We start from the raw sequence: 15,297 nt of genomic DNA, 5'->3' as shown, positions 1-15,297 counted from the left end.
TGTTAAGACATCCTTTATCGAAATAAATTCAGTCCGCGCCCCAAACAAATCTCGGCCATTACAACGGGATCGATATGGCACTGATACAATAGGGTTACGCTTTATTCGTATGATTCTTACAGGCCTCAGCCAGTATATACCCTTTACTAGGGGTGGCAATGAAAATACAAAATTAATTCCACACTTTCTCAAGCCCTTGATAGAGCCAGTCAAATCAAGTTAATCCAACAACCATTACTTGTAACCCATTAAAAAATCACACACTGCAACAAGGCGTCAGATAACTTATTGAGTTGATTTGATTTTTCACTACATCTTATTTGCACCAATTTGATAAAAGACGGTATTGACCGACTAAAACCACTCTCATGCTACAGAGCAAAAATAGAGCACTTGAATACTGTATACTGCCGTCGAATAAGAAAGAAAATAATATCGAGAACACTATGCTTTATGTTTCCCACATCATCGGCAAAGGCCGTGGGGTGCTGACCAGCAAAAAGATCGAACGGGAGACCGTTATCGAACGCTGCCCGGTCATAGTTATAGATGCTGATCAGGTGAATCATTTAAAAGATACCGAGCTCAACAATTACTACTTCTGCTGGGGGAAAAACCAGGAGAGTGCAGCCATAGCCCTTGGACTGGGTTCAATCTATAACCACTCCTACACCCCCAACGCCATTTATCGGCCCTGCCTCGAAGAGCAGGTTCTGGAGATTGTGGCCATCAAAAAAATCCTTCCCAATGAAGAGATCACTTTCAATTACAACGGCACGCCTAATGACCACTCCCCACTCTGGGGAAATGATCAGATTGACTGGGTTGTTTGATACCAGTGCATTAATAATTCCCAAAAGTGAGACGTACTACAAAAACCTGCATTGTCGAGCTTAATCATGATGTGTACCCTGCACGCAAAATAAATAATACAAGGCAGGATGCCATGACGCCGTCAGGGAAGGCTGAACAGTCTTCGCAGTCACAGCAAGCACAACTCTGGGACAACCGCATTCCGGATAACTTGCTGCATCAGGAACTTCCAGAATCTCCGGCAATACCCGTTAAGTCATCCCTGATAATCCGTGATGACGGCGAGGCCTTAACCCTAACCAACCCTCCCCTGAGCCGTATTGGCGTATCACTGCTACTACTGGCGTTTATTATCTTCAGCGTAACCGCCTGTTATGTGGTTTACGGTATACAGTCCATGATCAGCTATATGCTGTTAATACCATTAGTCTTTTCTTCCATGGTTCTGGTTCTGCTCTTTATCGCCCTGACCTTTGGCACCCGCTCGAGCACCGCGACCCGGCACCAGCTGAATACCTCCTTTAAAGTCTTCGGCCTCACCTTGCATCGCCAGACTCTCCGCACCTCAGAGATTCTTTCTCTGGAAATCCACCGCGGCTACGGCATGAACAGTAAAAAATACTTTCAGCTGCTGGCACTTCCCCGCACAGGAAAAAACCTTGTATTGATTGCTGCCGACATTCCCAGTCAGCAACAGGCTGAGACCCTGAAAGGGAATGTGGAAAAGCAACTGGCCTGATGAGCATTGACAAAAAACGGCAATCCGCCAGTATCAAGGACACACTGGAGAGGAGCCGCACTATGCCAAAAACTGTGCCAAAAACCATACTGATAACCGGAGCCAACCGGGGGCTTGGGCTGGAATTAACCCGCCAATACCTGAACGACCAAAACCGGGTTATTGCAACCGCCCGCACACCTGCAAATGCAGAAAACCTGCAGCAACTACAGCAGAGCTTTCCGGATCAGCTAACGGTTTATCCTCTTGATGTGACAAAGCAAGAGAGCATCCATTCATTGTCTGCAAGCCTGCAAGGCCAACCTCTGGATATGCTGATTAACAATGCGGGTATCTATGGCCCACGGGAGATGACAGTCTCACCGGATAATCTGGATATGGCGACCTGGCAGGAGGTGCTGACCACCAACACCATCTCCCCTCTGCTGATCAGTGCTGCACTGCTCCCGAGCCTTAAAGCCGGTCAGGGTAAGACCATTATTTTCATCAGCAGCTTCTATGGCAGTATCGCATCCAACACCGCCACGACTGGCAGTTATTACTACGCAAGCTCCAAAGCTGCGATGAATATGACCGTAAAGAAGCTAAGCGATGAGCTGGCCAGTGAAGGTTTTATCTGCACCAGCATCAGTCCGGGATGGGTTCAAACCGATATGGGTGGGCCGGAAGCGGATCTGACCGTAGAGGAGTCCATTACCCGGGTCAGGTCTGTCATTGAAAAATTAAAATCCGCCGATAATGGCGGGTTTCTGAACAGTCTGGGTGAAACACTACCCTGGTAGTGTTTCACCCAGACTGATTTTACTATCAGGCTGCAGTCTGCTCGGCAGGAACATCAGTACGGATCAGGTAATCAAAAGCACTCAAAGCCGCAGTCGCGCCTGCACCCATGGCGATAATAATCTGCTTGTATGGTGAAGTGGTTACATCACCGGCTGCAAATACGCCAGGGATAGAGGTCTGACCGCGCTCATCGATAATGATCTCACCACGAGGGGTCAGATCCAGAGTACCTTTCAGCCATTCGGTGTTAGGTACCAGACCGATCTGAACAAAGATACCTTCCAACTCAACGGTATGGGCTTCATCTGTCGCACGATCTTTATAAACCAGACCGTTCACCTTCTCACCATTGCCGGTGACTTCAGTAGTCAGGGCATTCATGATGATTTCAACGTTTGGCAGTGAGCGCAGTTTGCGCTGCAGCACTTCGTCGGCACGCAGTTTGGTATCAAACTCAAACAGGGTCACATGAGCAACAATACCGGCCAGATCGATTGCAGCTTCCACACCGGAGTTACCGCCACCGATAACCGCCACACGCTTGCCTTTGAACAGAGGACCATCACAGTGAGGGCAGTAAGCCACACCACGGCCACGGTATTCCTGCTCTCCCGGTACATTCATCTCTCTCCAGCGGGCACCGGTGGAGATGACTACGGAACGGCTGGCCAGAGTCGCGCCATTTTCCAGCTCAATTTCCACCAGACCACCCGGCACAGATGGTGCTTTCAGTGACTTGGCTTTCTGGCCAGTCATCAGATCCACATCGTAATCACGAACGTGCTGTTCAAGGTTGGCAACCAGCTTCGGACCTTCGGTCTCTTTCACAGAGATAAAGTTCTCGATCGCCATGGTGTCCATAACCTGACCACCAAAACGCTCCGCAGCAATACCTGTACGAATACCTTTACGGGCAGCATAGATCGCGGCTGCAGCGCCGGAAGGACCACCACCAATCACCAGCGTATCGAAAGCTTCTTTCTTGGCGATCGCTTCGGCTTCACGGGCACCGGCATTCACATCCACTTTCTTGATGATATCTTTCAGGCTGATACGGCCCTGGGCAAAGCTTTCACCGTTCAGGAATACCGATGGCACCGCCATCACCTTGCGCTCATCCACTTCACTCTGGAACAGGGCACCATCGATCATGCTGTGGGAGACACGCGGGTTCAGCACCGCCATCAGGTTCAGAGCCTGAACAACTTCCGGGCAGTTCTGGCAAGACAGAGAGATATAAGTCTCGAACTTCAGCTCACCATCAATACCTTTGATCTGATCAATCAGTTCCTGCTCAATCTTAGGATCATGACCACCGGCTTGCAGCAACGCCAGAATGAGAGAGGTGAACTCGTGGCCCATTGGAATACCGGCAAAACGAACGCCAGCTTCAGAGCCCTGCCCACGAATGGCAATAGACGGCACACGCTCATTAGCGACATCACCGGCAATAGTGGTGATCTGACCACTAATTTCAGCCAGCTCAGCAGCCAGAGTGCCCAACTCTTTCGCTTTGGCAGAATCATCCAGGAAAGTAATGATTTCTACAGGCTTCTTGATGTTCTGAAAGTGAGCAGACAACTGTTTTTTGATATTTGCATCCAGCATGGGACTTTTACCTTTAATCTAAATTTCGAGCACTAAAAACCTGTGGCCGGATCAACAGCGATCCGCCGGAAACATCATCAATTGATTAAAATCTAACTGTCTTCTAAAAAGACCGTTTGAAAAACCGGTTAACAACACCAACCTTTCAATCGATCTCTTACTGCCTTGCCGTTACTCATAAAAAGCCTGCTGAGTAAGAGCGGGATGCAGAAGCAGAGCAGCTTCTGCATCCCTGTCGATCAATTAGATCTTACCGACCAGATCCAGAGAAGGAGCCAGAGTCTCTTCACCTGGCTGCCACGCTGCCGGGCAAACTTCGCCATCGTGCTCGGCAACGTACTGGGCAGCCTGGATCTTACGGATCAGTTCCTTGGCGGAACGACCGATACCCAGATCGTTGGTTTCTACAACCTTGATGATACCTTCAGGGTTCATTACGAAGGTGCCACGCAGAGCCAGACCATCTTCTTCGATCATAACTTCAAAGTTGCGGGTAATCTGGCCGGTTGGATCGCCGATCATTGGGAAGTTGATCTTGCCAATGGTTTCGGAAGAATCGTGCCACGCCTTGTGGGTGAAGTGGGTGTCGGTGGAAACGGAGTACACCTCAACGCCCATCTTCTGCAGCTGCTCGTAGTGATCAGCCAGATCGCCCAGCTCGGTAGGACATACGAAGGTGAAGTCCGCTGGGTAGAAGAAAACCACAGACCACTTACCCTTCAGGTCCTGCTCGGTCACAGGGACGAAATCACCCTTGTGGAACGCGGTAGCGGTAAATGGCTTGATTTCCTGGTTAACTAAAGACATTGCTTTTTCCTCTGTATCGACTGCGTTGCTTGCTGTTTACGAAGCAAATAATAATGCTCAAACCATCAATTCACAAAACAAATTAAATCTATTTAATTGATAGCCTATATCTATATTTGCATTATTTTTGGCCTTATACGTAAATCACGAAACCAGTGCATTATCCCACTCACGGCAGGCGAGATGACGGCACAAAAGCGAATAAATAATGATCGCTCAATGCCTCATATCCTCTGGGGCTCAGACCCAAAAAAAGGGCACCCGCTTAAGCGAATGCCCTTCCAAACAACCCTGCGGGTGCTGCAGGTTGCTTAAAGCCCGATCGATTAGATCTTGCCAACCAGGTCCAGGGAAGGAGCCAGAGTCTCTTCACCTGGCTGCCATGCTGCTGGGCAAACTTCGCCATCGTGCTCGGCAACGTACTGAGCCGCCTGGATCTTGCGAATCAGTTCCTTGGCGGAACGACCAATGCCCAGATCGTTGGTTTCAACAACCTTGATAACACCTTCCGGGTTCATTACGAAGGTACCACGCAGAGCCAGACCTTCTTCCTCGATCATCACTTCAAAGTTGCGGGTGATCTGGCCAGTTGGATCGCCGATCATTGGGAACTTGATCTTGCCGATGGTTTCGGAAGAATCGTGCCATGCTTTGTGAGTGAAGTGGGTATCAGTGGAAACAGCGTAAACTTCAACGCCCATTTCCTGCAGCTGTGCGTAATGGTCAGCCAGGTCGCCCAGTTCAGTAGGACATACAAACGTGAAGTCCGCTGGGTAGAAGAAGACAACAGACCACTTACCTTTCAGGTCCTGCTCAGTTACGGGTACGAAGTCACCGTTGTGAAAAGCAGTCGCGGAGAAAGGTTTGATTTCCTGATTTACCAGAGACATTGTTCTTCCTTATCAAATAGGAGTGCTGGGCAATTCAACGGCAATCTCAAAAACTGCAGAGATGCTGTACTTCATAAAAGCTGTGCCGTTCGTTAATGGCATGCAGTGTACCTACAACTTTTGACTCCCCGAAATAAATTAACTGTATTTGCTAAATAGATTTTCTTAATTATGAAAAAAGGCGCCCGAAGACGCCTTTTCATTCTCACTATAACCAGATGACCACGATATTACATCTGTGCGACAGTGGCTCCACAACGATTCTCAACCGGCAGAGAAGCACCTACGCTGGTCAACAGGGAACCGGTGCTCTGCAGCAGACGGTAATTATTGAACAGCAAATCAAAGCGGGCATTCAATTCACTCTGACGTGCCGAGAAGTATTCATTCTGGCTGTCCAGCAGATCCAGCAGAGTACGGTTACCAATCATAAACTGCTTGTTGTACAGCTCACGGGACAGGTCAGCCTGCTTCACATGCTCCGCCAGCGGGCGCAGACGCTTCTCACCATACTCCACAGCAATCCAGGCAAAACGAACCTCTTCTTCCACCTGGCGCAAAGCACGGTTACGCACTTCCACGGCCTCATTGATCAGGCGGCTGGTCTGGCTCTTACGGGCACTATCAGCACCACCGCTATACAGGTTATAGGTCATGTTGACCTTGGCAGTATGAGTGTAGGTGTCGTCTTTGCCACCGTTAGCGTCGGAGTTCCAGTCAGCCCCCACTTCCAGCTCAAAACGTGGCAGGAAGGAACTCTTGCTGGCTTCATACTGGGCTTCCGCCGCCTGAATATCAGCAGCCGCCAGCTTTAATACTGGGTGGTTGTCGATGGCCTGAGCCAGAGCTGCATCCAGACTAATCGGTGCACCCGCTGGCGCTGAAGGCAAGGTCAGAGACTGGGGCAGGTTACCCACAATGCGCTGATACTGCGTGCGCACATCTCGCAACACAGATTCAGCACTGATCAGGTTGGCCTGGGCAAGAACCATACGGCTCTCGGCCTGGGCAATATCCGCATCATTACTGCGCCCTTTGGCGCCCTGCTTGCGAATCAGTTCAACCAGACGCTCGTGCTCATCAACATTTTCGCGGGTCAGATCAACGAACGCCTGCTGACGCAGAATATTCAGATAGGCTTCGGTTGCAGAAAGAGCAACAGTTTCTGCAGCCGTGCACAGGTCCTGAGCAGCAGAAGACAGACGCGCCTTCTGGCGATCCACTTCACTCTCAACCGCACTGCCATCCCACAGCATCTGACGGGCAACGATAGATGCATCACGACGGGTGCGGTTTAGATCCTGATCAGATTCTTCACCCGCATTATAAAAGCCAATGGTCGTGCTATTACGGCTGTTCTCATAGCCGATACCAGCACGCAGATCGACAGATGGCAGATAACCTGCCTTGGCACCACGCACTTCAAAACGACGGGCGTCGACTTCTGAACTCCGGATTAAAATTTCCGGGTTAGTGGACAGCGCCTCGTTAACAGAATCCAGCAGTGTGCCAGCATAAGCAGTACTAGCAGAAGACGCCGTGATGGCCGCGAGTAATGAGACTTTGAGTGACTTCTTGAACATCCTGTTATTTCCTGTTTCTGATAATTGTTTTTAGAGTCTTTTTCGTTTGGTAATCGGGATAACGATCAGATAATGATCTGACCGTTATCAATCAATTGCTTAAGGACTTCTTCCGGGCTGACCACATCGTTGTCATTCAGGTCTGTCCACGCCACGTTCTCCAGAACGATCTCCAGATCCTGAGTGGCAGGGTTGTTATCCTGGAAGAGCAGCACAGTATCAGTGGAACCGTCGCCCACGGTTTTCACGGTGAAACCGTTATCCAGCAGCGTATCAACGCTGAGCTCTTCAGAACCCTGCAAGGCAATCAGCTTGGAAAGATCCAGAATATCTGCATTGCTGCCAGTGACATCGGCGTTACCCAGCTCGAAATCGGTGATGGTATCCAGCTGTACGGTTTGGCTTACCAGAAGATCGTCCGCTGAAAATACAAACGTATCCTGACCAGAGCCACCGCTAAGGGTGTCACTGCCAGATTCCCCCCAGAGCTCATCCTGCCCAAAACCACCATTCAGACTGTCGTTATCGGTACCACCAAAGAGGATGTCGCTCCCTAGACCACCATTTACCGCGTCGGCCCCAGCATCACCAAACAGCAGATCATTACCACCATTGCCATTAATCGTGTCATCACCATCATGGCCACGAACAAAGTCACGATCGGTATTACTGCCGTTATGGGTATCGGAGGCGTCTTCGACAATTACATTATCAACGCCCGTCGCTACAAACTGCTTGCTGGTGCGATACACACCATCTTCAGACGTTGCGATAACGTTAAAGACAAAGCTGTCGGCTTCACCCGCCGGAAGGGTGACAGATAGACGTGCCAGCTGAGCAGAAGTCAGACTGCTGATATCAACACGACCATCAGCACCAACGACCAGAGGACTAGACAGACCTTCGGCGGTGATCTCGGTACCCTGGGCAAGCCCCGTCAGTTCCAACTTGATATTGGACTTATCGGAATCATCAGTAGAGGCTGCGATATTCAGAAGAATGGATTCGCCATCCAGCTCTACAAAGTTGTATCCTGCCGTCTTCTGGCTGGCGTAAATGGAAGCGGCTTCAGCATCAGTCAGGACTTTATCGTAGATCTGGATATCATCGAGCTGGGCATCAAGATATCTGTGTCCATCAGTGGCCTCGACTCCATTCTCCCAACCAAATGTAATACCAATACCCGCAAGCTGATCAGATGCAATATACCCGTCCTCCATCTGTGATGAAGCCAGAATCACACCTTCTGCATCAAGAACACCATCAATGTAAACTTTTACACGACTGCTTCCCGCTGGGACTTCCACCGTAGCATCTTCATCTGAAACCACTTCACGTGTTACAACAACATGGTGCCACTGGTCATCATTAATCGCTGTATCACTTACAACACCAGTTTCATTCGCAATCCCTAGGCCGACCTTGCCATTTGAATCCAGCACCCCCCATTGAATGTCATCACCACCACCAAAGTTTTCGGTACCCAATACAGAGGGGTTATTCCAGTTCTTTGTCGTTGTATTACCGGAATCATTACCTGTTGCTGTCGTTTTAATCCAGTAGCTGAGCGTTGTCGTTGTTCCTGAACTCAACTGCGCGGTTGTTTCAGGATCAATACGAACTACACCTTTCCCGGTCGAAAAGTCCAGTGCGCTATCATCCTCAGCACCACTCTGACCGGCAACCCAACCAGGAATAGGATCACTATCAAGGCTGTCGAGATTACCAGGCTTATTCTCGTACTCGTTAGAAGTGCTGTTACCCTCACCCTCATCAAACGACCACTGCTCAATAGGCTTGGCAGAAAGGGTTGGCCAACCAGTTGTATCGTACGTAGAGATCTGGCCATCAAAACCCTGACCATCGGTGTACTCAACCGTGACCCGATACAAACTTCCCTCGGCAGCATCATCCGGAATGGTGTATTGCTGGCCTGTAGCGCCGCTCACCGTGGTCCAGTTAAGACCATCGGTAGAGACTTCCCAGAGATAACTCACATCGTCGGCAGTCGCAGGCTGACCATCAGGGTCAGTGATAACAGCTGTTAGCTGGGAACCAGTATTCAAACCATCGGAAGCATCCAGAATAACGCCAATACCATCATCAAACGGCGTTACGGTAATAGTGGTGTATGCCGGGTCACTCTTGTTTGCCCCATCATTGAGAACGACTTCAAACACACGATCATCGGTGCTGACATCATCTCTCAGATTGGTAAAGGTGACCGCACCAATAGCATCACGATACTCATCTATCGTGGAAAAACCTTTCAGAATCACAACATTATCTTTGATTTCTGCTGTAATACCGTCAGGAAGAGTACCAACCTCCAACAAATCACCACGCTTGGCATTGGTCAGGGTGATAACAACTTCACTCAATGTGGCACTGCCACCAATTTCCAAATCGGTATCAGCGAGAGAGACGCGAGGAGAATCGGCTTTATTGTCGACCTCAACGAAGTTGGCCTGATAACTCGTACCTTCTTCGTCCTTATCCAGATCCAGTGTTGGTTTGGAATTGTCGAAATTAACAGTCTGGGAATCTGTTGCTTTAACAGCATCCGCGCTATCTACAATACGAACCTGATAATCAACACTGCTACCATCGCTATGACCGGTTTTATCAACATAGGTCCACTGACCATCAGATATATTCCCGACTGGGATATCAATCCAGTTACCATCTCCCAGGTTAATCTGAAGCTTATCACCAGCCCCAAGATTCACCGTTCCGGAGATCTCCAAATCATCTAAATCTGAGGTGCGGAAGTCATCAGGAATCGCAGTGTCTTCAGAGATACCAGTAATCGCAACGCCATTCATCACAATAGTAGAAGCATCTGAAGCCGTGGCATTTTCACTGCCACCATCATTAACGGTCCAGGTGAGAGTACGATCATTGCTGTCATAATTGGTATCTGTTGTTGTAAATACCAGAGCAGCTAAGGCTGCTTCAAACATCTCCTTGGTTATGGTGTTGGAAACGTCTGCGGACAACACAAAGGTTCCAGACGGCCCCTCAGAGAGAGTCATGCCCTCAGGATCGTCTCCGGAAAAGGCTATTTCGTCACCACTGTTGTAATTGCCGGTAATCTCAATGGTGACACTATCAATATATCGACTATCGATATCGCTAATATCAACAGCTGGGGTCAGACTCTGAGCACCACTATTAACGACATAGGAGATTTCATCATTCTGGACATTGATGACCGGGGCATCATTGTTACCAGTAATTTCAATAGCGATCGTCGCAGGCTGTGAAAGCGCACTCCCATCCGTTACCTGATAGGAAACCGATCCACTGGCTACTGCACCTTCCGGAAGTGCATCGAGACTCTTCTGATCAATGGTGTAGCTGCCATCAGCATTGACGGTCAGCTGAACATTGACGATCTGAGTACGACCTTCAGCATCGGTATAAGTCAGTGGGACCGTAATTGCGTTGCCAACATTGCCTGCAAGACCGTTTACAGCGCCGATCGTCAAAGAGCTGTTGGCAGTTTCTGAATCTGTAGCTGTTGTTAACAGTGAGCCTGCACCGCCAGACAAATTACTGCCTTCAAGGCCGTTTTCGGTTCCTTCAATCAGCCCATTAGAAGTCTCGGGGGCAGTGTTTGTGTTATCGAAGGTAAGAGTAAGCTCATTACTTCCACCCTGATTACCGACGACATCTGTATAAACCTGACCGGACTGCTTGCTTACAGAAATAGTCGGAGTATCAGCCCCTTCCTGCGTGAAGGTCGCAGTCCACGTATCACCATCAACCTTGGTGAAGTTGCTGAGGCGACCACCTTTGACAGCGACGTCAGCAACGGTGAAGCCTCGTACTTCCTCACTGAATTGGAAGGTGATGGTGGTGCTTTCTCCGGCGCTCAGGCTGGTATCGACTGCGCTGATCTCAACAGTCGGGGCCGTGATGTCGGCGGTCAGGTCCAGGCTATCGCCACTGCCATCGTTACCGGCCAGATCGGTGTAGCTGTCATCAGCAATCGTGACACGCGGTGCGTCCGTCCCTTCCTGGGTAAAGGTCGCGGTCCAGGTATTGCCGTCCACTTTGGTGAAGTTGCTCAGGCTACCACCGGCGACGGTCACATCCACTTCCACAAAGTCCGCCACATCTTCGCTGAACTCAAAGGTGATGGTGGTGCTTTCTCCGGCGCTCAGGTGGGTATCGACTGCGCGGATCTCGACAGTCGGGGCCGTGATGTCGGCGGTCAGGTCCAGGCTATCGCCACTGCCATCGTTACCGGCCAGATCGGTGTAGCTGTCATCAGCAATCGTGACACGCGGTGCGTCCGTCCCTTCCTGGGTAAAGGTCGCAGTCCAGGTCTTGCCGTCCACTTTGATGAAGTTGCTCAGGCTACCACCGGCGACGGTCACATCCCCTTCCACAAAGTCCGCCACATCTTCGCTGAACTCAAAGGTGATGGTGGTGCTTTCTCCGGCGCTCAGGCTGGTATCGACTGCACTGATCTCGACAGTCGGGGCCGTGATGTCGGCGGTCAGGTCCAGGCTATCGCCGCTGCCATCATTACCGGCCAGATCGGTGTAGCTGTCATCAGCAATTGTGACACGCGGTGCGTCCGTCCCTTCCTGGGTAAAGGTCGCGGTCCAGGTCTTGCCGTCCACTTTGATGAAGTTGCTCAGGCTACCACCGGCGACGGTCACATCCCCTTCCACAAAGTCCGCCACATCTTCGCTGAACTCAAAGGTGATGGTGGTGCTTTCTCCGGCGCTCAGGCGGGTATCGACTGCGCTGATCTCGACAGTCGGGGCCGTGATGTCGGCGGTCAGGTCCAGGCTATCGCCGCTGCCATCATTACCGGCCAGATCGGTGTAGCTGTCATCAGCAATTGTGACACGCGGTGCGTCCGTCCCTTCCTGGGTAAAGGTCGCGGTCCAGGTCTTGCCGTCCACTTTGATGAAGTTGCTCAGGCTACCACCGGCGACCGTCACATCCCCTTCCACAAAGTCCGCAACATCTTCGCTGAACTCAAAGGTGATGGTGGTGCTTTCTCCGGCGCTCAGGCGGGTATCGACTGCGCTGATCTCAACAGTCGGGGCCGTGATGTCGGCGGTCAGGTCCAGGCTATCGCCACTGCCATCGTTACCGGCCAGATCGGTGTAGCTGTCATCAGCAATCGTGACACGCGGTGCGTCCGTCCCTTCCTGGGTAAAGGTCGCGGTCCAGGTATTGCCGTCCACTTTGATGAAGTTGCTCAGGCTACCACCGGCGACGGTCACATCCCCTTCCACAAAGTCCGCCACATCTTCGCTGAACTCAAAGGTGATGGTGGTGCTTTCTCCGGCGCTCAGGTGGGTATCGACTGCGCGGATCTCGACAGTCGGGGCCGTGATGTCGGCGGTCAGGTCCAGGCTATCGCCACTGCCATCGTTACCGGCCAGATCGGTGTAGCTGTCATCAGCAATCGTGACACGCGGTGCGTCCGTCCCTTCCTGGGTAAAGGTCGCGGTCCAGGTATTGCCGTCCACTTTGGTGAAGTTGCTCAGGCTACCACCGGCGACGGTCACATCCCCTTCCACAAAGTCCGCAACATCTTCGCTGAACTCAAAGGTGATGGTGGTGCTTTCTCCGGCGCTCAGGCGGGTATCGACTGCACTGATCTCGACAGTCGGCTTGCCAGTTGCAAGCGTCACATTATCAGATGTTAATTTTGTGTTACCTGCCTCATCGGTAACTTCCGCACTGATACTAACATTACCATCCACCAGGACGCTAAGATCCGAATCAGATACCCAGCTTCCATCAGACTGTTTAGTCGCTTCAGCCGTTACTTTATTACCATCTTTATCAGTGAACGTAACATTAACGGTTGCAACATCTTCATCAACGCCACCCAGGGTCAGACCGACACTCAAAGCTTCTTTCGCATTGATAGTTTTGTCGCTGCCCACAACTCTAATGCCAAAGTTATTATCACTATCCGCCGTAGTATCAAGATCCAGGGTATCGGTCACGGTCTTGGTATTATCGGCATCATCCGTCACTTCGGCACTAATCGTGACATCACCATCCACTAAACCACTCAGATCAGCATCAGGCACCGTCCAGCTTCCATTTGGCAACTGGGTGGCATCAGTCGTAACAGTCTTTCCATCCTTATCGGTAAACGTAACCTTTACAGTGACAGCATCCTCATCAACGCCATTCAGAGTCAGAGAAACATTCGGTGCCTCAGCGGCATTGGTAATCTTGTCACTGGCGGCAACGGTTACACCAAAGTTGTTGTCACTATCAGCCGTAGTATCAAGATCCAGAGTATCGGTCACGGTCTTGGTATTACCGGCATCATCCGTCACTTCAGCACTGACCGTGACATCACCATCTACCAGATCACTCAGATCGGTATCCGACACCGTCCAGCTACCATCTTGCAGAGTGGCTTCTGTAGTAACCGTGTTGCCGTCTTTGTCCGTGAAAGTCACATCGACACGTTCAGCGTCCTCATCGACACCATTCAGGGTCAGAGAAACATCCGGTGCCTCGGCGGCATTAGTGACCTTATCGCTGGCCACCACATTCAGGCCAAAGTTGTTATCGCTATCTGCAGTGGTATCTAGATCCAGAGTATCCGTCACAGTCTTGGTATTACCGGCATCATCCGTCACTTCGGCACTGACCGTGACATCACCATCCACCAGATCACTCAGATCGGTATCCGAGACGGTCCAGCTGCCATCTGGCTGCCGTGTGGCTTCCGCGGTAACTGTGTTGCCGTCTTTATCTGTGAAAGTCACATCGACACGTTCGGCATCGGCATCGACACCATTCAGGGTCAGAGAAACATCCGGTGCCTCGGCGGCATTGGTGACCTTATCGCTGGCCACCACATTCAGACCAAAGTTGTTATCGCTGTCTGCGGTGGTATCAAGATCCAGAGTATCCGTCACGGTCTTGGTATTGCCGGCGTCGTCCGTCACTTCGGCACTAACCGTGACATCACCATCCACAAGATCACTCAGATCGGTATCCGAGACTGTCCAGCTGCCATCCGGCTGCTGGGTAGCTTCTGCTGTAACGGTATTGCCATTCTGATCAATAAAAGTCACTTCAACACTGGCAGCATCGGTATCGACACCACTTAAAGTCAGGGTGACATCAGCAGCTTCTTCTGCATTAGTTACCTTGTCACTGGCCGCAACTGTGATGCCAAAGTTGTTGTCGGCATCTGCGGTCGTATCAAGGGTGAACGACAGAGATGTGGATTCAGAAGTATTACCGGCCGTATCGGTCTGCCTTACAAAAACAGTGTTGTCGCCCTCAACTGGAGAGAACGTTGTTGTCCAGTTAGTACCATCAGTGCTGTATTCAACTGTGGCACCTTCTTCAACACCGGACACGGAAAGAAAGCCGCTATTTGTCAGGCGATCACTGCCACTGTTACCCGAGTCACTGACCAAAGTGACAACAGGGCTGGCGGGAGGAACCGTATCGACAAACGGGATACCGCCGGAGGGAATAGCTTGAAGGCCGACCACTTCCTGCTCATCAGCCTGCTGAGTTCCGGTAGCGAATCCGGCCTCAGGGTTTCCACGCAGACCACTCAAAGCGGATATTTCCTGTCCAGAGAAGCCGGTATTTTGCAGTGGTGCTGCTGGGCTTATACCCGCTGCCGGTGGTGGCAATTCTTCCGGAACCACATCACCAGCACCATTTTCACTACTTTGCTCACCGGCCGCGTCATTATCACTTGCTTCCTTAACGGCAAGCTGAATAGCCTCAATATCGAGTGCAGGGTTAGCGCCCGCTTCAACAGCTCCGCCATCATCGGGAATCACAAACTGTTCATTGGCGGCCAGCTCAACAATCTGGCCAGAGGCGAATTCAATACGGACACTGCTATTATCTCCCGCAACAATGATGTCTCCTGGTCGGGCTACATCGCCATTCCCTAATGGCTGCTTATTGCCATTTGGAGATTCGATTGTTGCCTGACCGATCAGTGAAGCTACCTTAGTGTCCATATTGTCCCACCCTCTCATTTCCTTCTGGTTCACCCCATATTGCAGAGGTGCCGTTGGAAGTCCGTGTTTTTGTTTTTAAGTGT

The 15,297-nt window shown here is 50.8% G+C and carries 8 protein-coding genes; 3 read left to right on the top strand and 5 right to left on the bottom strand.

Annotation, left to right across the window (positions count from 1 at the left end; genetic code table 11):
- Window positions 1-446: 446 nt before the first annotated feature.
- The 3 genes from EHSB41UT_RS19225 to EHSB41UT_RS19215 all read left to right on the top strand — a co-directional run bounded on the left by EHSB41UT_RS19225 (window position 447) and on the right by EHSB41UT_RS19215 (window position 2,334).
- A complete protein-coding gene (locus EHSB41UT_RS19225) occupies window positions 447-833 on the top strand; it encodes an SET domain-containing protein (protein ID WP_087112487.1) in 387 nt (128 codons plus the stop codon).
- Window positions 834-946: 113 nt separating this feature from the next.
- Entirely contained in the window at window positions 947-1,552 is a 606-nt protein-coding gene (locus tag EHSB41UT_RS19220) for a hypothetical protein (RefSeq protein WP_087112486.1), read from the top strand.
- Window positions 1,553-1,614: 62 nt separating this feature from the next.
- Window positions 1,615-2,334 carry an SDR family oxidoreductase gene (locus EHSB41UT_RS19215; protein WP_165767340.1) on the top strand — a complete coding sequence of 240 codons (720 nt, stop codon included), beginning with the start codon at window positions 1,615-1,617 and terminating at the stop codon, window positions 2,332-2,334.
- A 25-nt stretch (window positions 2,335-2,359) separates the two neighbouring features.
- Here EHSB41UT_RS19215 and ahpF read toward each other — a convergent pair whose 3' ends face one another.
- The 5 genes from ahpF to EHSB41UT_RS19190 form a co-directional block, all read right to left on the bottom strand.
- Window positions 2,360-3,943, bottom strand: coding sequence for an alkyl hydroperoxide reductase subunit F (gene ahpF, locus EHSB41UT_RS19210; protein ID WP_087112484.1), 1,584 nt, complete (start codon window positions 3,941-3,943; stop codon window positions 2,360-2,362).
- A 243-nt stretch (window positions 3,944-4,186) separates the two neighbouring features.
- Complete coding sequence (gene ahpC, locus EHSB41UT_RS19205; RefSeq protein WP_087112483.1) at window positions 4,187-4,750, bottom strand: alkyl hydroperoxide reductase subunit C; 564 nt, start codon at window positions 4,748-4,750, stop codon at window positions 4,187-4,189.
- A 326-nt stretch (window positions 4,751-5,076) separates the two neighbouring features.
- On the bottom strand, window positions 5,077-5,634 hold the full coding sequence (gene ahpC, locus EHSB41UT_RS19200) for an alkyl hydroperoxide reductase subunit C (protein WP_462938292.1): 558 nt from the start codon (window positions 5,632-5,634) through the stop codon (window positions 5,077-5,079).
- Window positions 5,635-5,870: 236 nt separating this feature from the next.
- Window positions 5,871-7,223: a TolC family outer membrane protein gene (locus tag EHSB41UT_RS19195; protein WP_087112481.1), complete on the bottom strand. Its 1,353-nt coding sequence runs from the start codon at window positions 7,221-7,223 to the stop codon at window positions 5,871-5,873.
- A gap of 65 nt (window positions 7,224-7,288) precedes the next feature.
- Entirely contained in the window at window positions 7,289-15,214 is a 7,926-nt protein-coding gene (locus EHSB41UT_RS19190; protein WP_087112480.1) for an Ig-like domain-containing protein, read from the bottom strand.
- Window positions 15,215-15,297 lie beyond the last annotated feature (83 nt).

This window comes from Parendozoicomonas haliclonae (genome assembly GCF_900174585.1).
Classification (GTDB): Bacteria; Pseudomonadota; Gammaproteobacteria; order Pseudomonadales; family Endozoicomonadaceae; genus Sansalvadorimonas; species Sansalvadorimonas haliclonae.
The sequence above is the reverse complement of the archived record's forward strand: the minus strand, read 5'-3'. Positions and strand labels throughout refer to the sequence as shown.

Bases quoted from the DNA above. Each gene is read 5' to 3' on its own strand.
- EHSB41UT_RS19225 (WP_087112487.1), top strand. From the start codon at position 447: ATGCTTTATGTTTCCCACATCATCGGCAAAGGCCGTGGGGTGCTGACC.
- EHSB41UT_RS19220 (WP_087112486.1), top strand. From the start codon at position 947: ATGACGCCGTCAGGGAAGGCTGAACAGTCTTCGCAGTCACAGCAAGCA.
- EHSB41UT_RS19215 (WP_165767340.1), top strand. From the start codon at position 1,615: ATGCCAAAAACTGTGCCAAAAACCATACTGATAACCGGAGCCAACCGG.
- ahpF (WP_087112484.1), bottom strand. From the start codon at position 3,943: ATGCTGGATGCAAATATCAAAAAACAGTTGTCTGCTCACTTTCAGAAC.
- ahpC (WP_087112483.1), bottom strand. From the start codon at position 4,750: ATGTCTTTAGTTAACCAGGAAATCAAGCCATTTACCGCTACCGCGTTC.
- EHSB41UT_RS19195 (WP_087112481.1), bottom strand. From the start codon at position 7,223: ATGTTCAAGAAGTCACTCAAAGTCTCATTACTCGCGGCCATCACGGCG.
- EHSB41UT_RS19190 (WP_087112480.1), bottom strand. From the start codon at position 15,214: ATGGACACTAAGGTAGCTTCACTGATCGGTCAGGCAACAATCGAATCT.